This window comes from Modestobacter lapidis (genome assembly GCF_054780755.1).
This window is the reverse complement of the sequence record NZ_BAAGVS010000022.1, coordinates 36248-59423: the sequence shown is the minus strand read 5'-3', so window position 1 is coordinate 59423 and position 23176 is coordinate 36248. Positions and strand designations below refer to the sequence as shown.

16 protein-coding genes are annotated in these 23176 nt (G+C 74.0%); 14 read left to right on the top strand and 2 right to left on the bottom strand.

The features are described from left to right. Positions 1-63 precede the first annotated feature (63 nt). From ilvD to ilvC, 6 genes are all read left to right on the top strand, one after another. Positions 64-1776, top strand: coding sequence for a dihydroxy-acid dehydratase (gene ilvD, locus ACYVG5_RS17610; RefSeq protein ID WP_460683400.1), 1713 nt, complete (start codon positions 64-66; stop codon positions 1774-1776). Positions 1777-1956: 180 nt separating this feature from the next. Next, the gene (locus tag ACYVG5_RS17605) at positions 1957-4620 is read left to right on the top strand and encodes a putative bifunctional diguanylate cyclase/phosphodiesterase (RefSeq protein ID WP_460683399.1); all 2664 of its coding nucleotides are present in this window, start codon (positions 1957-1959) and stop codon (positions 4618-4620) included. After that, a complete protein-coding gene (locus tag ACYVG5_RS17600; protein ID WP_222049218.1) occupies positions 4617-7301 on the top strand; it encodes a bifunctional diguanylate cyclase/phosphodiesterase in 2685 nt (894 codons plus the stop codon). The genes ACYVG5_RS17605 and ACYVG5_RS17600 overlap by 4 nt, the downstream gene beginning before the upstream one ends. Positions 7302-7572: 271 nt before the next feature. Further along, positions 7573-9516 carry an acetolactate synthase large subunit gene (locus ACYVG5_RS17595; protein ID WP_222049219.1) on the top strand — a complete coding sequence of 648 codons (1944 nt, stop codon included), beginning with the start codon at positions 7573-7575 and terminating at the stop codon, positions 9514-9516. 2 nt (positions 9517-9518) lie between these two features. After that, positions 9519-10043, top strand: coding sequence for an acetolactate synthase small subunit (ilvN, locus tag ACYVG5_RS17590; protein WP_222049220.1), 525 nt, complete (start codon positions 9519-9521; stop codon positions 10041-10043). Between the two features lie 99 nt (positions 10044-10142). Beyond that, the gene (ilvC, locus tag ACYVG5_RS17585) at positions 10143-11171 is read left to right on the top strand and encodes a ketol-acid reductoisomerase (RefSeq protein WP_222049221.1); all 1029 of its coding nucleotides are present in this window, start codon (positions 10143-10145) and stop codon (positions 11169-11171) included. Positions 11172-11310: 139 nt separating this feature from the next. Here ilvC and ACYVG5_RS17580 read toward each other — a convergent pair whose 3' ends face one another. After that, on the bottom strand, positions 11311-12120 hold the full coding sequence (locus ACYVG5_RS17580) for a hypothetical protein (protein ID WP_222049222.1): 810 nt from the start codon (positions 12118-12120) through the stop codon (positions 11311-11313). Positions 12121-12304: 184 nt separating this feature from the next. Between ACYVG5_RS17580 and serA the strand changes: the two genes are divergently transcribed. The 3 genes from serA to cimA all read left to right on the top strand — a co-directional run bounded on the left by serA (position 12305) and on the right by cimA (position 16919). Continuing rightward, on the top strand, positions 12305-13918 hold the full coding sequence (gene serA / locus ACYVG5_RS17575) for a phosphoglycerate dehydrogenase (RefSeq protein ID WP_460683398.1): 1614 nt from the start codon (positions 12305-12307) through the stop codon (positions 13916-13918). 128 nt (positions 13919-14046) lie between these two features. Next, positions 14047-15069: a 3-isopropylmalate dehydrogenase gene (locus tag ACYVG5_RS17570; protein WP_222049223.1), complete on the top strand. Its 1023-nt coding sequence runs from the start codon at positions 14047-14049 to the stop codon at positions 15067-15069. Positions 15070-15314: 245 nt separating this feature from the next. Then, positions 15315-16919, top strand: coding sequence for a citramalate synthase (cimA, locus tag ACYVG5_RS17565; protein ID WP_222049224.1), 1605 nt, complete (start codon positions 15315-15317; stop codon positions 16917-16919). Positions 16920-16995: 76 nt separating this feature from the next. Here the strand turns inward: cimA and ACYVG5_RS17560 are convergent, their stop codons facing one another. After that, positions 16996-17739: an IclR family transcriptional regulator domain-containing protein gene (locus tag ACYVG5_RS17560; RefSeq protein ID WP_222049225.1), complete on the bottom strand. Its 744-nt coding sequence runs from the start codon at positions 17737-17739 to the stop codon at positions 16996-16998. Between the two features lie 275 nt (positions 17740-18014). Between ACYVG5_RS17560 and ACYVG5_RS17555 the strand changes: the two genes are divergently transcribed. From ACYVG5_RS17555 to ACYVG5_RS17535, 5 genes are read left to right on the top strand one after another with little or no spacing between them, the layout of a single operon-like run. Beyond that, a complete protein-coding gene (locus ACYVG5_RS17555) occupies positions 18015-18860 on the top strand; it encodes an ABC transporter permease (protein WP_222049226.1) in 846 nt (281 codons plus the stop codon). A gap of 2 nt (positions 18861-18862) precedes the next feature. Then, complete coding sequence (locus tag ACYVG5_RS17550) at positions 18863-19651, top strand: ABC transporter permease (protein WP_460683397.1); 789 nt, start codon at positions 18863-18865, stop codon at positions 19649-19651. Continuing rightward, a complete protein-coding gene (locus tag ACYVG5_RS17545; protein ID WP_246630521.1) occupies positions 19651-20517 on the top strand; it encodes an ABC transporter ATP-binding protein in 867 nt (288 codons plus the stop codon). Before ACYVG5_RS17550 ends, ACYVG5_RS17545 begins: the two co-directional genes overlap by 1 nt. Positions 20518-20561: 44 nt before the next feature. Next, on the top strand, positions 20562-21536 hold the full coding sequence (locus tag ACYVG5_RS17540; RefSeq protein ID WP_222049227.1) for an ABC transporter substrate-binding protein: 975 nt from the start codon (positions 20562-20564) through the stop codon (positions 21534-21536). Positions 21537-21539: 3 nt separating this feature from the next. After that, positions 21540-23171 (top strand): thiamine pyrophosphate-dependent enzyme, encoded by a 1632-nt coding sequence (locus tag ACYVG5_RS17535; protein ID WP_222049228.1) that lies wholly within the window; start codon positions 21540-21542, stop codon positions 23169-23171. Positions 23172-23176 lie beyond the last annotated feature (5 nt).

Genomic DNA, 23176 nt, shown 5'->3' with positions numbered 1-23176 from the left:
GCGGCGCCGGTTGCCGACGGTGGCTGTCCGCCGCCTGGCGGGAGCGGCCTAGCATGCCTGGACGTGACGACCGTCGAGGACCGCCCCGCCGCCGACAGCGGCACCGCCGACATGAAGCCCCGCAGCCGTGAGGTGACCGACGGGGACGCCAAGGCCCCGGCCCGGGCGATGCTCCGCGCCGTGGGCATGGGTGACGACGACTGGGAAAAGCCGCAGATCGGGGTGGCCTCGTCCTGGAACGAGATCACCCCGTGCAACCTCTCCCTGGACCGGCTGGCCAAGCGGGCCAAGGAGGGCGTGCACGCCGCCGGCGGCTACCCGCTGGAGTTCGGCACCATCTCCGTCTCCGACGGCATCTCCATGGGCCACGAGGGCATGCGCGCCTCCCTGGTGTCCCGTGAGGTCATCGCCGATTCCGTGGAGACCGTCATGTTCGCCGAGCGGCTGGACGGTTCGGTGCTGCTGGCCGGCTGCGACAAGTCGCTGCCCGGCATGCTGATGGCCGCCGCCCGGCTGGACCTGGCCAGCGTGTTCGTCTACTCCGGCTCCACGCTCCCCGGAAAGCTCGGCGACAAGGACCTGACCCTCATCGACGTCTTCGAGGGGGTCGGCGCCTGCGCCGCCGGCAAGATCACCCGCGACGAGCTCACCGCCATCGAGAAGGCCGCCTGCCCCGGGCAGGGCTCCTGCGGTGGCATGTACACGGCCAACACGATGGCCAGCGTCGCCGAGGCGCTGGGCATGGCGCTGCCCGGCAGCGCCGCACCGCCGGCGCCGGACGCCCGCCGGGACGCCATCGCGATCGCCTCCGGCGAGGCCGTGGTCAACCTGCTCCGCAAGGGCATCACCGCCCGGCAGATCATGACCAAGCAGGCGTTCGAGAACGCCATCACCGTGGCCATGGCGCTCGGTGGCTCCACCAACGCCGTGCTGCACCTGATGGCGATCGCGCACGAGGCGCAGGTCGACCTGACGCTGGAGGACTTCAACCGGATCGGCGACCGCACGCCGCACCTGGCCGACGTCAAGCCGTTCGGCCGGTTCGTGATGACCGACGTCGACCGGATCGGTGGCGTCCCGGTGGTGATGCGTGCACTGCTGGACGCCGGCCTGCTGCACGGCGACGTGCTGACCGTCACCGGCAAGACGCTGGCGGAGAACCTCGCCGAGATCTCCCCGCCGGACCCCGACGGCGCGATCATCCACGCGATGAACGACCCGATCCACAAGACCGGTGGGCTCAGCGTGCTGCGCGGCTCCCTGGCGCCCGACGGCGCGGTGGTGAAGTCCGCCGGCTTCGACGCCGAGGTGTTCGAGGGCACCGCCCGGGTCTTCGACGGCGAGCAGGGCGCGATGGACGCCGTCACCGAGGGCACCCTCAAGCCCAACGACGTGGTCGTCATCCGGTACGAGGGGCCCCGCGGCGGGCCGGGCATGCGCGAGATGCTGGCCGTCACCGGCGCGATCAAGGGCGCCGGACTCGGCCGGGACGTGCTGCTGCTCACCGACGGTCGTTTCTCCGGCGGCACCACCGGTCTGTGCGTCGGGCACATCGCGCCCGAGGCCACCGACGGCGGCCCGATCGCCTTCGTGCGCGACGGCGACCCGATCAGGCTCGACCTTGCCGCCCGCACCCTGGACCTCCTGGTCGACGAGGCCGAGCTGGCCCGCCGGGCCGAGGGCTGGGCCCCGCCGGCCCCGCGCTACACCACCGGTGTGCTGGGGAAGTACGCCAAGCTGGTCGGCTCCGCCGCCCAGGGCGCCATCTGCGGCTGAGCGCGACCACCCCTGCCCGCCCGGACTCCCGGGCGGGCAGGGGCGCGCAGTGGGGCGCACTCACCCCGGAGGGGTGAGTGCCGGGCGGGCACGCTGCTGCAGCGGCGCCGGGCCGCCGACAACCCAGCTGTGGACCTGACGCGGCGACGAACACCCGGACGGTGGCTACTGGCCGTCCCGGTGCTGACCGGTGCGGCCGGCGGCGCCGCACCCTGGGCCGCGCACCTCGTGGTGCTGACCACCGCCCTGGTCACGGTGGCGGTGCTGTGGCGGGCCGGGCGACGTCCACCCGGCGGTGCGCGCGGCTGGTCGCTGCTGGCGGTGGCCGTGCTCCTCGGCGTCGTGGGCGATGCCGTCGCCGGACTGCCCGCCTTTCCCGGCGACGTCCCGCAGGCCGCGACCCGGTCGCTGGCCTCCGTCCCGTCCCTCGTGCTCGCCGCCGCCGGCGTCCTCTCCCTGCTGACCTGGGCGCAGCTGCGCCGGGGCGGGGCCCGGCTGGTCACCGAGACGGCCTTGTTCTTCAGCGCGGCCATGGTGCTGGCCCAGGTGCTCGTCGTCGGCCCGGTGCTCCAGGGGCCACCCCTCGACGTCGCCACCCGCACCGCCCTCGAGGTCTCCTGCGCGGCAACGGCTGCCCTGCTGTCGGCCGTGCTGGTCCTGGTCTCCGCCTCCGCCGGACGCCGCGTTCCCGGTGCGGCCCTGCTGCTCGCCGTCACCACCACGGCCGCCGGCCACGCCGTCACCATCCTGGATTCGAGCGGCCACCTCACCGGCCTGACCACCTGGGTGCCCGTCCTCCAGGTGGCCTCCCTGCTCCTGGTCGTGCTGGCGGTGCGGCGCGACCACGGCCCGGATGCCGCCGGCGAGGCGCCTCCCACCGGGCGGGCCGCCGGGCTCGGCCTCGCCGGGCAGGTGCTCCCGCACCTGGTGATGGTGGTGGCCGCCCTGCTGTTCGTGGCGTCCGCCGTGCTCGGTGCCGGCCACGGCCCGGTGGCCGCGGCCGCCGTGCTGGCCGGCCTCGTGCTCACCGCGCTGCACCGGGCGGTCACCGCCCGGGACGAGGCGCGGGTCGCCCGGCGGCTCGACCGCAGCGAGGCCTACTTCCGCTCCCTGGTGCGCTCCAGCAGCGACGCCGTGCTGATCCTCGACGGCGACCTGCGCGTCACGTGGGCCGCGCCGACCCTGGCCGCCGGGACCGCCGCCGCCGGCACCGACCTGGTGGGCAGCCGGCTGCCCAGCGTCGTGCACCCCGACGACGCGGAGGCGGTCGCCGGCTGGCTGACCGGCGAGGCGGCAGGGGCGGGGGCGGGACCGGCCGGGCTGCGCACCTTCCGGCTGCCCGCGCCGCGCGGGTGCTGGCGCGTGCTGGAGACCGGCGTCAGCGACCTGCGTGCCGATGACGACGTTCAGGCCCTGGTGCTGCACTGCCGCGACGTGACCGCACGGCTGGACCGCGAGGACCAGCTGCACTCCATCGCCTTCACCGACCCGCTGACGGGCCTGCCGAACCGGGCCGCCCAGCTGGTCGCCCTGAGTAGCCGGCTCGGCGCGCTCAGTGACCGGGCCGACGCCGAGCCGGGGACTGCCGGCGCCGACGGCTCCGGCACCCCGGAGCCGCCGGCCCCCGCGGAGGGCGCCTCGCTGCTCCTCTTCGAGCTGCAGGGCCTGCACGATTCCCTCGACCGCTCCGGCGGCGACGTCGTCGACGTCGCCCTGGTCGAGATCGGCCGCCGGCTGCGCAGCACGCTGCGCAGTGAGGACCAGGTCGCCCGGATCGGCACCGGGACGTTCAGCGTCCTGGCGATGGGCACCCGCGCGGACGCCGACCGGGTGGCCGCCCGCTGCCTGTCGGTGATCGAGCAGCCGCTGGCGACCGGCTCCGGCCTGGTCGACCTCACCGCGGCCGTCGGGCTCGTGCCGCTGTCCGCGGGGCTGTCCGAGCGGGAGGCCCTCGACCGCGCCGACCTGGCCGTGCGGGACGCCCGTGCCGCGGCTCCCGGCACGGTGCGCCGCTACACCGACGCCATGGGTGCGGCCCGCGACCGCGCGGAGCAGCTGCGCCGCGACCTGGTGGGCGCCCGCGAACGGGGCGAGCTCGGACTGGCCTGGCAGCCGATCGTCGGGCTGGCCGACCAGCGGGTCACCGGGGTCGAGGCGTCACTGCGCTGGCGGCACCCGGTGTTCGGTGACGTGCTGCCCGAGGAGTTCCTGCCCGTCGCCGCGCGCGCCGGCCTGGACGTCGACCTGCAGCGCTGGGTCCTGCGGGAGGCCACCGCCGCCGCGGCGGGGCTGCCCGAGCAGGGGCTCGCGCTGAAGCTCGGCGTCGACATCTCCCTGCCGCACCTGGCGTCGGGCACCCTGGTCGGCGACGTGTCCGGCGCCCTGCAGGCCAGCGGCCTGCCCCCGGAGCGGCTGGTCGTGGAGATCTGCGAGGCGGCGGTCGCCGTCGGCGGCGAGCGGGTGGCGGCCGACGTCGCCGCGCTGCGGCTGATGGGCGTGCACCTGGCGCTCGACGACTTCGGCAGCGGCCAGTCCTCGCTGCCCCAGCTGTCCCGGCTGCCGGTCGACATCATCAAGCTGGACCGGTCCTTCCTCGCCCGCGTCGACCGGGACCGCTACACCCGGGCGGTGTGCGAGTCGATCGTCGGCATCGGCGCCGCGCTGGGCGTGGACGTCGTCGCCGTCGGGGTGGAGACCACCGCGCAGCTGACCGTCCTGGAGTCCCTGGGGTGCGGCTACGCGCAGGGCTTCCTGCTCTCCCGGCCGGTCAGCCTGGCCGCGCTGGAGGAGCTGCTGGAGCAGGGGGCCGGCCAGCTGTGGCCCGGCATCCCCGGCCGGGTGTGACCGCCTCCGGCCCGGCACCCGGCTGGCCCCGGACCGTGGTCGCCGCCGGCCTGGCCGGGTCCGCCGTGGTCCTCGGCTGCCTCCAGGTGCTCGCCCCGGGCGTGCGCGGGCACCTCGCACCGGCCGGCCTCGCGCTCGCCACCTGGGTCGTCGGCGCGCTCGTGCTGCGGCACTGCCGCCGGCTCGACCCGGTGGCGGCCGCCACCTGGCGGGCGTTCGCGCTCATCGCCGTGCTGCTCGGCCTCGGGCACGCGCTGCGCGCGGCGGCCGGGGTCGGGGTGAACCCGGTCGCCACCGGCCTGCCCGACCTGCCGCTGGCGGCCAGCGGACCGGTGGCCGTGCTGCTGCGCGCACCGGTGGCCCTGGACGGCATCGTCGCGCTCATCGCGCTGGGCGTGCTGGTCGAGGTGCTGGCCCCCCTGGCGACCGGCACCACCGGCACCGACCCGGTGCTCGCGGTGGGCTACCCGGCGGTGAGCGCGGTGCTGTGCGCCGGAGGGTTGGTGACGTTCGCCGCGGTGACCCCGGCCCGCCGGCCCGCGGCCGGCCTGCTGCTGCTGGCCTTCGTCTCGCTGGCCGCGACGATGATCAGTGGTGCGCGGGCCGCGGCGTTCCCGTCCACGCTGCTCGACGTCGTCACGAGCACCTGCTACCTGGCGGTGCTGGCCGCCGGCACCCTGGCGCTGGCCCGCGACCCCGGGCCGAGCGCGCGCAGCGACGAGGCGGTGGCCGCGGCGCCGCTGGCCGGGGTCGTGCTCAGCTACTGCGTCGGGTTCGGCGGCATCCTGGTGCTCCTCGTCGGCGGGGTGGCCGGCCGGCCGCTCACGCCGGTCGAAGCGGTCTCCGCCGCGGTGCTGCTCGCCCTCATCCTCGCCCGCACGCTGGTCTGGGCGGCGGACGGCGCCCGGCTGACCCGGCAGGTGCTGAGCACGGAGGCCTACTTCCGCACGCTGGTGCACAGTGCCGCGGACCTCACGATCCTGCTCGACTCCCACGGCCGGATCACCTGGAGCTCCGGGGGCGGCCGCGGCCCGACGGCCTGGACGCCCCGCGACGTGGCCGGCCGGCGGCTGGCCGACCTCGTCCACGACGAGGACCGGGCCGAGCTCGACCGGGTGCTCGATCCGGTTCCCGACCCTGCGGGCGCGCGCGGGCGGGTCTTCCGGCTGCGCGCCCGTGAGGGTGGCTGGCGCAACGTCGAGGCGGTCCGGGTGGTGAGCTCCGCGGTGCTGCCCGGGATGCCCGACGGCGGGCCGGACGGCGGGCACCGGCACGGGCTCGTGGTGCACCTGCGCGACGTCGACCACCGGCGCAGCAGCGAGCTGGAGCTGGAGCGGCTGGCCTACACCGACTACCTGACCGGGCTGCCGAACCGGGCCCGGCTGATGGCCGCCCTGACCGACGCCCGCAGCCGGGCGGCCGAGGGACACCCCGGCTGCCTGCTGATGCTGGACCTGGACGGCTTCAAGGCGGTCAACGACGTGGCCGGCCACGAGGCGGGGGACCTGCTGCTCGTCGAGGTGGCCGCCCGGCTGCGCACGTCCGTCCGGGACCGGGACCTGGTGGGTCGGCTGGGCGGCGACGAGTTCGCCGTCCTGGTGGCCGCCGGCCTGGAGGAGGCCACCGCGCTGGCCGAGCGGATCGTCGCGGAACTGCGTGACGTGCACCGCTCGGTGCCCACCGGCGGAGGCGGCCCGGACCTGCGCTTCGACGTCTCCTGCAGCATCGGGGTCACCGCGCTCGACCCGGCCGACGACGTGCCGACCACGATCCGGCAGGCCGACCTCGCACTGCGGGCGGCCAAGGCCGCCGGCAAGGACTGCGTGCGCTGCGCCGGGGAGGCGGCCGACTCCGCCACCGGACGGCGGACCCGGCTGGCCCGGGATCTGCCCGACGCGCTGGGCCGCGGCCAGCTGAGGGTGGTCTACCAGCCGATCATCGGGGTGACCGACCGGCGGGTGCTGGGTGTGGAGGCCCTGCTGCGGTGGCGGCACCCGCTGCTGGGGGACGTGTCGCCGGAGGAGTTCGTCCCGCTCGCCGAGGACGACGGCCTGATCGTGCCGCTGCAGCGGTGGGTGCTCGGCCAGGCCACCGTCGTGCTGGCCGACCTGCTGCGGGACGGGCGGGACCTGCGGCTCGGCGTGAACATCAGCGTGCGCCACCTGCAGGCCGGGTGCCTGGTCCCCGACGTCACCGCCGCGCTGCGGGCCGCCGGGCTGTCGGCCGACCGGCTGCTGCTCGAGGTCACCGAGTCGCTGTTCATCAACGAGCGCGACCGGGCCGACGGCGACCTGCAGACCCTGCACGACCTGGGCTGCCGGATCGCCCTGGACGACTTCGGGCGTGGGTACTCGACGTTCGCCTACCTCGCCAGGTTGCCGGTCGACGTGCTGAAGATGGACCGGGAGTTCCTGGCCGACATCGCGCACGACGAGCGCAGCGCCGCCCTGGTGCAGAGCGTCATCGACCTGGGCCGCCGGCTGGGGATCGACGTCGCGGCCGAGGGGGTCGAGACGGCGGAGGAGATGGCCGCCCTGCGGGACATGGGCTGCGCCTACCTGCAGGGCTACCTGCTCGGGCGGCCCACCGAGGTGGCCGACATCGCGGCCGTGGTCGACGGCTTCGACGGTGGTCTGTTCGACGCCGTCCCGGCCGCCGGTGTGGTGGCGACGGCGGTCTGACCGGCTCCGCAGCATGCCGCGTCCCACGGATCCTGTCCCGGGAGTCCACCTGATGGGATGTCGTGGTTGACGTAGGGCGCCTTCCCGGCGCACAGTGTCCGTGTGCGCCGCACCCTCCTCGTAGTCATCGCCTAGCGCGCCGGTCCACCCCGACCGACGCGCCACCCCTCCGTGCCAACGGCACGAGGGGTTTTTTGTTGGCCGGGAGTCCGACCGGCCAACGATCTCGCCCCTCGCCGCCCCCGCCCCCCGCCCAGGGAGATCGTCGAAGATGAGCACCACCAGCAGCGCCGGCCGACCCGCCCCGGCATCCGCTACCGCCGTCGGTCCGGCGCCCGGTGCCGGTCCGGCCCCCGCGACCGCGACCACGCCGACCGACTCCGCCGCCCAGGCCGGTCTGGGCGTCGAGACGACCGCCCGGACGATGGCCGAGGCCGCCGCCGAGCCGGCCACCGGCATCACCGGGGCGCAGAGCCTGGTCCGCTCCCTGGAGGCCGTCGGCGTGGAGGTCGTGTTCGGCATCCCCGGCGGGGCGATCCTGCCGGCCTACGACCCCCTCTTCGACTCCGCGCTGCGGCACGTGCTGGTCCGCCACGAGCAGGGCGCCGGGCACGCCGCCCAGGGCTACGCCCAGGCCACCGGCCGGGTCGGGGTGTGCATGGCCACCTCGGGCCCGGGTGCCACCAACCTGGTCACGCCGCTGGCCGATGCCTACATGGACTCGGTTCCGGTGGTGGCGATCACCGGCCAGGTGCCGACCGCGGCCATCGGCACCGACGCCTTCCAGGAAGCCGACATCCGCGGCATCACCATGCCGATCACCAAGCACAACTTCCTGGTGACCGACGCCCGGGACATCCCGCAGCGGATCGCCGAGGCCTTCCACCTGGCCTGCACCGGCCGGCCCGGCCCGGTTTTGGTCGACATCCCCAAGGACGTCCTGCAGGCGACCACCGACTTCGACTGGCCGCCGCGGATCGACCTGCCCGGCTACAAGCCGACCACCCGGCCGCACGGCAAGCAGGTGCGGGAGGCCGCGGCGCTGATCGCCGGCGCCGCACGCCCCGTGCTCTACGTCGGCGGCGGCGTGCTCAAGGCCGGCGCCACCGAGGAGCTGGCGGCCCTCGCGGAGCTGACCGGCGCCCCCGTCGTGACCACCCTGATGGCCCGCGGCGCCTTCCCCGACAGCCATCCACAGAACCTGGGCATGCCCGGCATGCACGGCAACGTCACCGCGGTCACCGCGCTGCAGAAGGCCGACCTGCTCGTCGCCCTCGGGGCGCGGTTCGACGACCGGGTGACCGGTCAGCTGTCGAGTTTCGCCCCGCACGCGGCGATCGTCCACGCCGACATCGACCCGGCCGAGATCGGCAAGAACCGCCGGGCCGACGTGCCGATCGTGGGCGATGCCAAGGCCACCATCGCCGAGCTGGTGAGCGCGCTGCAGGCCGAGCACGCCGCCGGGCGCGCCCCGGAGCTCACCTCCTGGTGGGCCCAGCTGGAGCAGTGGCGGGCGAAGTACCCGCTGGGCTACGACTGGCCCGAGGACGGCGCGCTGTCCCCGCAGTACGTGATCGAGCGGTTGGGCGCGATCGCCGGGCCCGACGCGATCTACGCCTCCGGTGTGGGCCAGCACCAGATGTGGGCCGCCCAGTTCATCTCCTACGAGAAGCCGGGCAGCTGGCTCAACAGCGGTGGCCTGGGCACCATGGGCTACGCCGTCCCGGCGGCGATGGGCGCCAAGTACGGCTGCCCGGACACCACGGTGTGGGCCATCGACGGTGACGGCTGCTTCCAGATGACCAACCAGGAGCTCGCCACCTGCGCCATCGAGGGCATCCCGATCAAGGTCGCCGTCATCAACAACGGCAATCTCGGCATGGTCCGGCAGTGGCAGACCCTCTTCTACGAGGGGCGCTACTCCAACACCCGGCTGAACACCCACACCGGCGACGGGTCGGTCAAGCAGGTGCGCATCCCCGACTTCGTCACCCTCGCCGAGGCGCTGGGCTGCGTGGGCCTGCGGTGCGAGAGCAAGGACGACGTCGACGCGGTGATCGAGAAGGCCATGGCGATCAACGACGCCCCGGTCGTCATCGACTTCATCGTCGGCTCCGACGCGCAGGTCTGGCCGATGGTGGCCGCCGGCGCCAGCAACGACGACATCCTGGCCGCGCGCGACGTGCGCCCGGTCTTCGGAGAGGGACAGGTGTAGGGATGACGCGACACACGCTCTCGGTGCTGGTCGAGAACAAGTCCGGCGTGCTGGCGCGGGTCTCCGCGCTGTTCAGCCGGCGCGGCTACAACATCGAGTCCCTCGCGGTGGGGCCCACCGAGAACCCCGACCTGTCCCGGATGACGATCGTCGCCGACGCGGAGGCCCAGCCGCTGGAGCAGATCACCAAGCAGCTGAACAAGCTGATCGAGGTGATCAAGATCGTGGAGCTGGACACCGCGGCGGTGCAGCGTGAGCTGCTGCTGGTCAAGGTCCGCGCGCCGCTGGCCGACCGGCACCAGGTGCTGCAGACCGCCGAGCTGTTCCGCGCCCGGGTGATCGACGTCAACACCGACACCGTCACCCTCGAGGCCACCGGGACGCCGGACAAGCTGCAGGCCCTGCTGGCCGTCCTCGCCCCGCTGGGCATCAAGGAGATGGCCCAGTCCGGCACCGTCGCACTGGGCCGCGGTCCGCGGTCGATGAGCGGCGCCGGTACCTTGCGCCCGGTCGAGCGCACCGCCTAGCCGCACCCGACCACCGAACTCCCGGCGCCCGATGACGGACGCCGGTCCCCACCGAGCTTTATCGCGATAAAGCACGTACCACCGGAAGGAATCGCCTCCATGGCCGCCGAGATCTTCTACGACGACGACGCCGACCTCTCGATCATCCAAGGGCGCACCGTCGCCGTCCTCGGCTACGGCAGCCAGGGCCACGCCCACGCGCTGTCGCTGCGCGACTCCGGCGTCGACGTCCGCGTGGGTCTGCCCGAGGGCTCGAAGAGCCGGGCCAAGGCCGAGGCCGAGGGCCTGCGCGTGCTGACCCCGGCCGAGGCGTCCGCCGAGGCCGACCTGATCATGATCCTGGCCCCGGACCACGTGCAGCGGAACCTCTACACCGAGTCGGTCGAGCCCAACCTGCAGGACGGCGACGCGCTGTTCTTCGGCCACGGCTTCAACATCCGGTTCGGCTACATCAAGCCCCCGGCCGGCGTGGACGTCGCCATGGTCGCCCCCAAGGGCCCCGGGCACCTGGTGCGCCGCGAGTTCAGCGACGGCAAGGGCGTGCCCTGCCTGATCGCCGTCGAGCAGGACGCCAGCGGCGCGGCGCAGGCGCTCGCGCTCTCCTACGCCAAGGGCATCGGCGGCACCCGGGCGGGCGTGATCAAGACGACCTTCACCGAGGAGACCGAGACCGACCTGTTCGGTGAGCAGGCCGTGCTGTGCGGCGGCATGTCCGCGCTGGTCACCGCCGGCTTCGAGACGCTGACCGAGGCCGGCTACCAGCCCGAGATCGCCTACTTCGAGTGCCTGCACGAGCTCAAGCTGATCGTCGACCTCATGTACGAGGGCGGGATCGCCAAGCAGCGCTGGTCGGTGTCCGACACCGCGGAGTACGGCGACTACACCTCCGGGCCCAAGGTCGTCGACGACCACGTCAAGGGCACGATGAAGGACATCCTCGGCGCGATCCAGGACGGCTCCTGGGCGGCCGCGTTCATCGCCGACCAGGACGCCGGCGCCCCGGACTTCACGGCCAAGCGGGCCGCCGCCGAGGCGCACCCGATCGAGGAGACCGGCCGCCACCTGCGCGGGCTGATGAGCTGGGTGTCCACCGCGGACGACTACACCGGCAGCGCTGCCCGGAACTGAAGAAGGACCCCTCTGCCCCCCACGCCTCGCACGCTCGGCGCGGGACCCTGCAGAGGGGCCATGCCTCCTGCGAGGGGGCCGTTCCAGCACGTCCAGGGGCCCCTGCCGCACCGACCGGTGCGGCAGGGGCCCTCGTGCGTCAGGACCGGCGGGCGCGGTGGGCGGCGAAGAACTGGGCCGCGCTCTTCCGGCACAGCAGCACCACGATGGCCAGCGCGCCGAGGAACAGCACCAGGCCGAGGACGACGCCGCCCGCCGCGTCCTGGGTGTTCGGATCCGTCGCCCCCAGGACCGCGGCGAACAGCACGAACCCGGTGACCGCGATCGCGATGGAGCCACCGACCAGGAGCAGCACCCGGCTGCGCCCACGGATGGCCAGCACCGCGCCCCACACCATGAGCACCGTCCAGGCCAGCGCGATCAGACCGAAGACGACGAGGCCCGCCCGGGCGGCGTCGACGGCCCCCGGGTCGATGGCCCCCAGCGACTCGTCGCTCTCCTCGATCATGCCGATCAGGTCGTCGACCACCGCTCCGAAGGCGAGCATCCCCACCGCGGCCAGCAGGCCGAAGGCGCCGTACACGAAAGCCAGCACCGCGGCGGTGATGACCGACCCCGGACGGGCCGGCACCCCGGAGCCGCCGTACGGGCCGTAGGGGCCGTAGGGGGAGGGCTGGCCGTACTGCGGGCCGTACTGGGCGGTCTGGCCGTACTGGGTCTGCTGGCCGTACGGCGCCTGCTGCCCGTACTGCGGCGGCTGCCCGTACTGGGTCGACCCGCCGTACTGCGGCGGCTGGCCGTACTGCGGGGCCTGGCCGTACTGCTGGGCCTGGCCGTACTGCGGGGCCTGGCCGTACTGCTGCCCGCCGGACTGTCCGTACGGCTGGTCGGCAGGGGAGTCCTGCCCGGCCGGCCGGCCGGGCTGCTGGTCGTGGCGCTCGTCGCTCATGGTCTCCTCCGCACGAGGCCGGCGGCACCGGCGCTGCCGCGCCAGGATGGCTGCGCGGGCCGCACCGGAGCAAGCTCGCGGTACCCGCAGGGGTGCCGTCGGAGGGGCCCACGGACCCGCCCGGGAGCCCCGGTGCGACGGCCGCTGATCCGCCGCCGACGGCACGCTCCTAGGCTGCTGCCCTGTGACCGTTCCTGTGCCGGGGCCCGCGCCCGTCGTCCTGATCGCCGAGGAGCTCGCTCCCAGTGTCCTGGAGGTGCTGGGGACCGACGTCGAGATCCGGCACGTCGACGGCGCTGATCGCGCCGCCCTGCTGCCGGCCCTCGCCGATGCGGCCGCCGTGCTGATCCGGTCGGCCACCCAGATCGACGCCGAGGCGCTCGCGGCGGCGCCGCAGCTGAAGGTGGTGGCCCGCGCCGGGATCGGCCTGGACAACGTCGACGTCGCCGCCGCCACCGAGCGCGGCGTGCTCGTCGTCAACGCCCCCACCTCCAACATCGTCAGCGCCGCCGAGCACGCCGTCGCGCTGCTGCTGGCAGCCGCCCGGCACATCCCGGCGGCGGACGCCTCGCTGCGCGCAGGGAAATGGGCACGGTCGAAGTTCACCGGTGTCGAGCTGACCGAGAAGACCGTCGGCGTCGTCGGCCTGGGCCGGATCGGCGTCCTGGTGGCCCAGCGGCTGGCCGCCTTCGGCGTCACCCTCATCGCCTACGACCCCTACATCCAGCCCGGCCGGGCCGCCCAGCTCGGCGTCCGGCTGGTCTCCCTGGACGAGCTGCTGCGCGAGTCGGACTTCATCACCATCCACCTGCCCAAGACCCCGGAGACGCTGGGCCTGATCGGTGCCGACCAGCTCGCCGCCACCAAGCGTGGCGTGATCATCGTCAACGCCGCCCGCGGCGGGCTGGTCGACGAGGCCGCGCTGGCCGCCGCCCTCGGGTCCGGGCAGGTGGGGGCCGCGGGCATCGACGTGTACGCCAAGGAGCCCTGCACCGACAGCCCACTGTTCGGCCTGCCCAACGTGGTCGTGACCCCGCACCTGGGCGCCTCCACCACCGAGGCGCAGGACAAGGCGGGCACCGCGGTGGCCCGCAGCGTCCGGCTGGCGCTGCAGGGCGACTTCGTCCCCGACGCGGTCAACGTCCAGGCCGGCGGCATCGTCGCCGAGGACGTGCGCCCGGGGCTGCCGTTGGCGGAGAAGCTCGGCCGGGTCTTCACCGCGGTCGCCGGCGGGCTGGCCCAGTCGGTGCACGTCGAGGTGCTCGGCAAGATCGCCGAGTTCGATGTCTCCGTCGTCTCGCTCGCGGTGCTGCGCGGTGTCTTCGCCGACGTCGTGGAGGAGCCGGTCACCTACGTCAACGCGCCGCTGCTGGCCGGACAGCGCGGGCTCGAGGTCGCGCTGACCAGTGACCCGGAGAGCCCCGACTACCGCAACCTCATCACCGTCCGCGGCGCGATGTCCGACGGCACCGGGATCACGGTCTCCGGCACGCTCTACGGCAAGAACCAGGTGCCCAAGTTGACCGAGGTCGGCGGCTTCGACCTCGACCTCTCGGCCGACGGGTACCTGCTGTTCTTCGTCTACGCCGACCGGCCCGGCGTCGTCGGCGCGGTGGGCGCCGCACTGGGAGAGGCCGGCATCAACATCGCCGGTGCCCAGGTCAGCCGCACCACCCAGGGCGGCGACGCGCTGATGGCGGTCACCGTCGACAGCCCGGTGAGCAGCGAGCTGCTGGGCGACATCGCCGGGCGCATCGGTGCCCGGCAGGCCCGCGCGGCCGACCTCAACCCGGTCTGACCGGTCCCGCTCGGCACCCGACGCCCCCGGCGAGCAACCGCTCGCCGGGGGCGAGCGCGTCCCTGCCGGGGAGCGTCGGCCGGAGCGGGTGCGCAGGCCGTCGAGCCGGCCCACTAACCTCTGACCTCATGCGCCTGGCAGTGGTCCCTGGAGACGGCATCGGTCCCGAGGTGGTGGCCGAGGGCCTCAAGGTCCTGAGGGCGGTCGCCCCGGACGTCGAGACCACCCCCTACGACCTGGGGGCCGCCCGCTGGCAGCGGACCGGCGAGCTGCTGCCCGACGCGGTGCTCGACGAGCTGCGGCAGCACGACGCGATCCTGCTCGGCGCCGTCGGCGACCCGTCGGTGCCCGCCGGCATCCTCGAGCGCGGCCTGCTGCTCAAGCTCCGCTTCGAGCTCGACCACCACGTCAACCTGCGCCCCGCCCGGCTCTTCGACGGCGTCCGCAGCCCGCTGGCCGAGCCGGGCGAGATCGACATGCTCTGCATCCGCGAGGGCACCGAGGGCCCGTACGTCGGCAACGGTGGCGTGCTGCGCCGGGACACCCCGCACGAGGTCGCCACCGAGGTCAGCCTCAACACCGCCTTCGGCGTCGAGCGCGTCGTCCGGTACGCGTTCGAGCGCGCCGTCGCCCGGCCGCGCAGGCACCTCACGCTGATCCACAAGACGAACGTGCTCACCCACGCGGGATCGCTGTGGTCCCGCACGGTGGAGGAGGTCGCGGCCGAGTTCCCGGAGGTCACCGTCGCCTACCAGCACGTCGACGCGGCGTCGATGTACTTCATCACCGACCCGTCCCGCTACGACGTCATCGTGACCGACAACCTCTTCGGCGACATCGTCACCGACATCGCCGCCGCCGTGACCGGCGGGATCGGGCTGGCCGCGAGCGGCAACCTCGACGCCTCGGGCACCAACCCGAGCATGTTCGAGCCGGTGCACGGGTCGGCGCCCGACATCGCCGGCCGGGGCCTCGCCGACCCGACCGCCGCCGTCCTCTCGGTCGCCCTGCTCCTGGAGCACCTGGGCCGCACCGACCAGGCCAAGCGGGTCAACGCCGCGGTCGCCTTCGACCTGTCGACCCGCGACCCGAAGGCCCAGGTCCGCACCGCCGAGGTCGGCGACCGGCTCACCGCCCTCGCCGGCGGCTGAACAAGGACCCGCCCGCCCCCCACACCTCGCTCCGCTCGGCGTGGGCCCCTGCGGGCGGGCCGTCCGGGTGAGCCGGGCCCGCTGTTCCGGGGAGCCGCGCGCCGTGCTGTACTGAACCCGATGTCCGCTCCCGACACGATCATCATCATCTAGCGCGCAGTCCCCACCCCGACTGCGCGCCGACCTCCCCTTTCCGGGAGGTCTTTTTCGTGTTCGGGGCCCGTACCGTTCACCCAGGAGCACCAGTGGTCCCGCCAGTCCAGGCACAGCCCGTCGACTTCCACGTCTTCGACACCACGCTGCGCGACGGCGCCCAGCGCGAGGGCGTGAGCTACTCCGTCGCCGACAAGCTCGCCGTCGCGCGTCTGCTCGACGAGATCGGCGTCGGCTTCATCGAGGGCGGCTGGCCGGGCGCGCTGCCCAAGGACACCGAGTTCTTCGCCCGGGCCCGCACCGAGCTGGACCTGAGGCACGCGCAGCTGGTCGCCTTCGGCGCCACCCGCAAGGCCGGTGTCGCCGTGGCGGAGGACGCGCAGGTGCAGGCGCTGCTCGACGCCGGGACGCCGGTGGTCTGCCTGGTCGCCAAGTCCGACGTCCGGCACGTGCGGGAGGCGCTGCGCACGACCCTGGAGGAGAACCTGGCGATGGTGTCGGACACCGTCGCGCACCTGGTCGGGCACGGACGACGGGTGTTCGTCGACTGCGAGCACTTCTTCGACGGCCACGCCGCCGACCCCGACTACGGCGTCCGGGTGCTCGAGGCCGCCTTCGCCGCCGGAGCGGAGGTCGGCGTGCTGTGCGACACCAACGGCGGCATGCTGCCCACCGGCGTGGGCCGGGTCGTCGCCGACGTCCGGGCCCGGACCAGCGGGCGGCTGGGCATCCACTGCCAGGACGACACCGGCTGCGCGGTGGCCAACTCGCTCGCCGCCGTGGAGGCGGGGGCCACCCACGTGCAGGGAACGGCGAACGGCTACGGCGAGCGGGCCGGCAACGCCGACACCTTCGTGCTGATCGCCAACCTGGTGACCAAGATGGGGCTGCCGGTGGTGCCCCCGCAGTGCGTCGCCGAGCTCAAGCGGGTCAGTTCCGCGATCGCCGAGCTGGCCAACATCGCCCCCGACGACCACCAGCCGTTCGTCGGTGCCTCCGCCTTCGCCCACAAGGCCGGCCTGCACGCCAGCGCGATCAAGGTCAGCCCGCAGCTGTACAACCACCTCGACCCCGGCGTGGTCGGCAACGACATGCGCATCCTGGTCACCGAGATGGCCGGCCGGGCCTCGGTCGAGCTCAAGGGCCGCGAGCTCGGGGTGGATCTCGCCGGGCAGGGCGACGCCATCGGCCGGGTGGTCGACCAGGTGAAGGTCCTGGAAGCCGACGGCTGGTCCTTCGAGGCGGCCGACGCCTCCTTCGAGCTGCTGCTGCGCTCGGAGCTGCCCGGCGCCCCCGAGCCGCTGTTCGAGCTGGAGAGCTACCGGTCCTCGGTGGAGCACTGGGGCAACGGGGTGGTGGTCAGCGAGGCCACCGTCAAGGTGCACGTGGACGGCGAGCGGATCATCAGCACCGGCGAGGGCAACGGCCCGGTGAACGCGCTGGACAACGCACTGCGCCAGGCGCTGGTCAACCGCTACCCCTCCCTGGCCCAGGTCTCGCTGGCCGACTACAAGGTGCGGATCCTGGGCTGGCAGGGCGGCACCAGCGCCACCACCCGGGTGCTGGTCGACACCACCGACGGGGTGCGGGAGTGGACCACCGTGGGGGTGCACGCGAACATCGTCGAGGCCTCGTGGCACGCGCTGGTCGACGCCCTGACCTACGCCGTGCGGCACCGCGCTCCCACCGCCGGCTGAAGAAGGACCCTCCTGCCCCCCACCGCTCGCAGGCTCGCGGCGGGACCCTGCAGGAGGGCCGGCCGGCCGGCCGGGCTCAGGCGGTCCGGCGCAGGTCCGCCTCCACCGCGAGGGCGGCCTGCCGCAGCGGGGGGAGCACGTCGCGGTACAGCGCCTCGGGGCCGCGCCGGGCCGAGGCGGAGACGTTCATGGCCGCGACCACGCCGCCGGTGGCGTCGCGCACCGGCACGGCGATCGAGCGCAGCCCTTCCTCCAGCTCCTGGTCCAGCAGCGCGAAGCCCTGGCCGGCGACCTCGGCCAGCACCGCCGCGAGCCGGTCCGGGTCGGTCACCGTGTGCCGGGTGAGCTGATCCAGGCGGGCGGTGCGCAGGTACGCGGCCCGCTCGGCGGGGGGGCGGGCGGCCAGCAGCACCCGGCCCATCGACGTGGCGTACGCCGGGAACCGGGTGCCGACGTTGATCGCGACGGTCATCAGCCGCTTGGTGGCGACCCGGGCCACGTAGACGATGTCGTCGCCGTCGAGCACCGACACCGAGCAGGACTCGTGCACCCGGGCGACCAAGTCCTCCAGGTGGGGCTGCACGACCTCGGGCAGCGAGGTGCTCGACAGGTAGGCGTAGCCCAGGTCCAGCACCCGGGGGCGCAGGGAGAACAGCCGGCCGTCGGTGCGGACGTAGCCCAGTTCGACCAGGGTGAGCAGGAACCGCCGGACGGCGGCGCGGGGCAGCCCGGTCCGGCGGGCCACGTCGCTGAGCGTCAGCTGCCGGTGGTCGCCGTCGAAGGCGCGGATCACCGCCAGCCCCCGCTCGAGCGACTGCACGAAGGGCGCCCCGCGAGACCCCTCCGTAGTGTCCTGCAGCGCCATGCCAGCCCTTTCGACCGGAGATTGACGTCACCCGGCCCACCACTTACGGTCCACTGGGTGAACGGTCGTGCGTCTAGCGCACACCGTAACCGAGGGCCAGCTCGTTCCCGCATGGCGAGCACGTCAGTGACCCGACCCCGGTCCCGCGCCCAGCGCCGCCACCACACCCCGCCGGAGGAACCACCCCCGATGCGCCGACACCGCCGCCGTCGCACGCGCCCCGCGCCCGCATGACCGCGACCGACGCCCCCACCCTGGACACCCCCGACGCCCAGGCCGGCCTCGTCCCCGCCCGCCGGCGGTTCACGCCGCCGTCCTCGGCGCTGGGTCTGCTCGGCCTGGTCGGCTTCGCCGTGCTGCTCGAGGTGCTGCCCCGCACCGGGATCGTCTCGCGCGACTACTTCCCGCCGCTGAGCGCGATGGTCACCGCGATGGTTGACGAGGTGCAGACGGCCGGGTTCTGGGACGCGATGACCGAGACGCTCCTGGGCTGGGGGATCGGGCTGGGCATCTCGCTGGTCGCCGGCATCGCCCTGGGCCTGCTGCTCGGCAGCGTCGAGGTGCTGCGCCGCTACACCGCCTCGACCATCGAGTTCCTCCGCCCGGTGCCCTCGGTCGCGCTGATCCCGCTGGCCGTGCTGCTGTTCGGGTTCCAGCTCCAGTCGACCCTGCTCCTGGTCATCTACGCCTCCTTCTGGCAGGTGCTGATCCAGGTGCTCTACGGCGTGCAGGACGTCGACCCGGTCGCGCGGGAGACCGCGCGCTCCTACCAGCTGGGGCCGGTCGCCCGGCTGCGCTACCTCATCTGGCCGACCGCGCTGCCCTACGTGATGACCGGCGTCCGGCTGGCCGCGGCGGTGGCGCTGATCCTGGCGGTCACCGCCGGCCTGGTCGGCGTGGGCCGCGGCCTGGGTGCGGAGATCGCCGTCGCCCAGTCCAGCGGTGCGGTGCCACTGGTCTACGGGCTGGTCATCACCACCGGCCTGCTCGGCGTGGTCATCAACCTGCTGGCCCGTGCCCTGGAGCGCCGGACGCTGTCCTGGCACTCCTCGATGCGCGCAGACATCGGAGGCTGACCGTGCAGACCGTCCTGCGCTGGGGGCGCAGCCTGTTCGTCGCGCTCGCGCTCCCCGTCGTGCTCGTCACGCTGTGGTGGGTGCTGTCGGCCGGCAGCACCAACTACTACTCGCCGCCGCTGCAGACCATCCTCACCACGTTCGGCGAGGTCTGGTTCGGCCCCCGGCTCGTGGACGACGTGCTGCCCAGCGTCACCCGGCTGGTCATCGGCTACGCCGGGGCCGTCGTGCTGGGCGTGGGCCTCGGCATCCTGCTCGGGGCCAACCGCACGCTGCGCCGGCTGACCGAGCCGGTCCTGGAGTTCTTCCGGGCCATCCCCCCACCGGCGCTGATCCCGATCCTGTTCCTGTTCGCCGGCATCGGCGACACCGCCAAGATCATCGTGATCGTGTTCGGCGCGATCTGGCCGGTGCTGCTGAACACCGTCGAAGGGGTCCGGGCCGTCGACGAGGTGCTCTCGGACACCTCCCGGTCCTACGGGGTCAGCGGCTGGGCTCGGATGCGGCACCTGGTGCTGCCCTCGGCCAGCCCGCAGATCATCGCCGGAATGCGTCAGGCGCTGTCGATCTCGATCATCCTGATGGTCATCAGCGAGCTGTTCGGCAGCTTCAACGGGCTGGGCTTTGCGATCATCCAGTTCCAGCGGAGCTTCGCCATCCCGGAGATGTGGAGCGGCATCCTGCTGCTGGGCATCCTCGGGTTCGTCATGTCCCTGCTGTTCGCCCTCTTCGAGCGGCGCAGCCTGCGCTGGTACCACGGCCTGCGTCGATCGCAACGAGGAGAGAAGTGATGAGCGACCCGACCGCCACCCCCACGGGGCGCACCGCGCTGCTGGACGTCGCCAAGGTGCAGAAGACCTACACCGGCCAGGGCCGCACCGTCGAGGCGGTCCGCGACCTCACCTTCTCCGTCGGCAACGGCGAGCTGGTCTGCATCGTCGGCCCCTCCGGGGCGGGCAAGACGACGCTGCTGAAGGTGATCGCCGGCCTGCTGGAACCCACGTCGGGCACGGTCACCCTCGACGGGACGCAGGTCACCGGCCCGCCGCCGTCGATGGCGGTGGTCTTCCAGGAGTACGGGCGCAGCCTGTTCCCCTGGATGACCGTCGAGCAGAACGTCGAGCTGCCGCTGAAGCAGAAGAAGATGGCCAAGGAGCGCCGGGCCGAGCTGGTCCGGGACGCCCTGGAGGCCGTCGGGCTGGCCGAGGCGCACAGCGCCTACCCCTGGCAGCTCTCCGGCGGGATGCAGCAGCGCGTGGCGATCGCGCGGGCGGTGGCCTACCAGCCGCAGGTGCTGCTGATGGACGAGCCGTTCGCGGCCGTCGACGCGCAGACCCGCGCCGACCTCGAGGACCTCATCCGGTCGCTGTGGCACAAGCTGGGCGTCACGATCCTGTTCGTCACCCACGACATCGACGAGTCGGTGTACCTGGGGGAGCGGGTGCTGGTGCTGTCGTCCTCCCCGACGGTGATCATGGAGGACCTCACCATCGACCTGCCGGACGAGCGCAACCAGCTCGACACCCGGTCCTCGCCGCGGTTCGCCGAGCTGCGGCACCACGTCTACGAGCAGATCCAGCTCGCCAAGCACCGCCGTGGTGGTGAGCCCGCCCCCGCCGGGGCGACCGGCGCCTCGGCCGCGACGACCCCCGCCTGACCGTCCCGCCCGCTGCCGTCCTGCCGGAGTCGAAGGAGACCCCCATGCGCCGCCTGCTCGTCCCGATCGTCACCCTGGCGCTGCTCGGCACCGCGACCGCCTGCGGCGGTTCCGACGAGGGGGGTGGCGCCGCGCCGACGGGGGAGGACGGCACCCGCCAGCTCACCGTCGGGGTCATCCCGATCGTCGACGTCGCACCCATCTACCTGGGGCAGGAGCAGGGCTTCTTCTCCGACCGCGGGATCTCCCTCGAGCTGGTGCCCGGCTCCGGTGGCGCCGCCGCCGTCCCCGGTGTGGTGGCCGGGGACTTTCAGTTCGCCTTCGGCAACGTGACCTCGGTGCTGCTGGCCGCCTCCCAGGGGCTGCCGCTCCGGGTGGTGGCCGAGGGGAACTCCTCCACCGGTGACCCGGAGACCGACTTCTCCGCCGTCGTGGTCGCCGCCGACTCACCCGTCCAGTCCGCCGCGGACCTCGCGGGCAAGACCGTGGCGGTGAACAACCTGCAGAACATCGGCGGGCTGACCATCCGCAAGGCGGTCGAGGACGCCGGCGGCGACCCGAGCACGATCAACTTCATCGAGCTGCCCTTCCCGGACATGCCGGCCGCGGTGGCCGGCGGTGACGTCGACGCCGCGTGGGTGGTCGAGCCGTTCGTCACCGCCGCGACCAACCAGGGCGCGCGCACGGTGCTGGCCAACTTCGCCGAGGCGGTCGACGACCTCACCGTCGCGACGTACTTCACCACCGAGCAGGTGCTCGCCGAGGAGCCGGAACTGGTCGACGACTTCCAGGCCGCGATCGGCGAGTCGCTGCAGTACGCGCAGGACAACCCGGACGAGGTGCGCCGGATCGTCACCACCTACACCCAGATCTCCCCGGAGGTCGCCGCGGAGATGGCGCTGCCGGCCTTTCCGCAGGACATCAACGTGGCGTCGCTGGAGGAGGTCGCCGAGCTGATGCAGGAGTACGGCATCACCAGCGACCCCGTCGACGTCGACGCGCTGCTCGCGACCGACTGACCGATGGACGACCCCACCGGCGCGTCCGGGGCGCGGACCGTCCGGGACGCCACGCTCGAGGTGTTCCGTCGGCTGGACCTGACCACGATCTTCGCCAACCCGGGCTCCACCGAGGTGGCGTTCCTGGCGGGCCTGCCCGACGACTTCCGGTTCGTGCTGGCCCTGCACGAGGGGTCGGTCGTGGGGGTCGCCACCGGCTGGGCGATCGCCGCCGACCGCCCGGCGCTGGTCAACCTGCACACCACGGCGGGCCTGGGCAACGCCGTCGGCGCGCTGGCCACCGCCCGGGTCAACCGGGCGCCCCTGGTCGTGCTCGTGGGGCAGCAGGACCGCCGGCACCTGGCGCTCGAGCCGTTCCTCACCGGACGGCTCGAGGGGCTGGCCGGGGAGTACCCGGTGTGGGTCACCCAGCCGGCCATCGCGCGCGACGTGCCCGGTGCGGTCGCCCGGGCCTACCACGAGGCGGTCACCGGCCGCGGCCCGGCGATCGTGGTCGTGCCGATGGACGACTGGCTCCAGCCGATGGACGACGACGGGCCCCAGGCCGCGCCGGCGCTGGTGCGGCGGGGTGGCGGCGCGGACCCGACGGCGGTCGCCGAGGTGGCGGCCCTGCTCGACGGTGCCCGGTCGCCGGCCCTGGTGGTGGGTGCCGGAGCCGACCGGGCCGACACCTGGGCGGCCCTGGCGGCGGTGGCCGAGCGGCTGGACGCGCCGGTGTTCCAGGAGGCGTTCAGCGCCCGGGCGGGCTTTCCGCAGGACCACCCCCGGTTCGGCGGGCACCTGCCCTCCGGCCGCGGTCGGCTGCGGCAGGTGCTGGCCGGTCATGACCTGGTGCTGGTCGTCGGCGCGCCGGCCTTCCGGCTCTACGGCTACGAGCCGGGCGCCCTGACCGACCCCGGCGCCCGGGTGGTGCTGGTCAGCGACGATCCCGCCGAGGTGCACCACAGCCCGGCCGACCTCGCGGTCGTCACCGATCCGGGCCCGTTCTGCGCCGCGCTCGCCGGCCGGCTGACCGCCCGACCGCCGTCGGGCCGACCGGCGCGGTCGGTCCCGACGGTGCCCCCGCCGGCCGCGGGGGAACCGCTGCGGGCCCCGCACGTCTACGCGCTGCTGGCCGAGCGGCTCGCGCCGGACACCGTGGTCGTGGAGGAGAGCCCCTCGTCCCGCCAGCTCCTGGAGGCCATGGTGCCGGCCCGCCGGCCGCTGGGCTTCCTGTCCGCGGCCATGGGTGGGCTCGGGTTCGGCATGCCGGCCGCGGTCGGGGTCCGGATGGCCCAGCCGCAGCGGCCGGTGGTCGCCGTCCTCGGGGACGGCTCGTCGATGTACGCGATCCAGTCGCTGTGGACGGCGGCCCACTACGGCGTCGGCACGCTCTTCGTCGTCCTGGCCAACGGCGGGTACGCGATCATGGACCGGCTGGCCGAGGCGCACGGGAGCGGCAAGGCGCCCTGGCCGAGCTTCCCCGAGGTGCGGCTGTCCGCACTGGCCACCGCGTTCGGCTGCCCGGCCCGGGCGATCACCAGCCACGCCGAGCTGGTCCAGGTGCTGGACGAGGTCGTCCCGCAGCTGCCGGGGATGACCGGGCCGTTGCTGCTGGACGTGGAGGTCACCCCGGAGCAGCACTTCTCCGGCTGACCGGC

Coding starts and splice junctions, on each gene's coding strand:
- ACYVG5_RS17535 (WP_222049228.1), top strand. CDS start 21,540: ATGGACGACCCCACCGGCGCGTCCGGGGCGCGGACCGTCCGGGACGCC.
- ACYVG5_RS17580 (WP_222049222.1), bottom strand. CDS start 12,120: ATGAGCGACGAGCGCCACGACCAGCAGCCCGGCCGGCCGGCCGGGCAG.
- ACYVG5_RS17595 (WP_222049219.1), top strand. CDS start 7,573: ATGAGCACCACCAGCAGCGCCGGCCGACCCGCCCCGGCATCCGCTACC.
- ACYVG5_RS17570 (WP_222049223.1), top strand. CDS start 14,047: ATGCGCCTGGCAGTGGTCCCTGGAGACGGCATCGGTCCCGAGGTGGTG.
- ilvN (WP_222049220.1), top strand. CDS start 9,519: ATGACGCGACACACGCTCTCGGTGCTGGTCGAGAACAAGTCCGGCGTG.
- ACYVG5_RS17545 (WP_246630521.1), top strand. CDS start 19,651: ATGAGCGACCCGACCGCCACCCCCACGGGGCGCACCGCGCTGCTGGAC.
- ACYVG5_RS17555 (WP_222049226.1), top strand. CDS start 18,015: ATGACCGCGACCGACGCCCCCACCCTGGACACCCCCGACGCCCAGGCC.
- ACYVG5_RS17540 (WP_222049227.1), top strand. CDS start 20,562: ATGCGCCGCCTGCTCGTCCCGATCGTCACCCTGGCGCTGCTCGGCACC.
- ilvC (WP_222049221.1), top strand. CDS start 10,143: ATGGCCGCCGAGATCTTCTACGACGACGACGCCGACCTCTCGATCATC.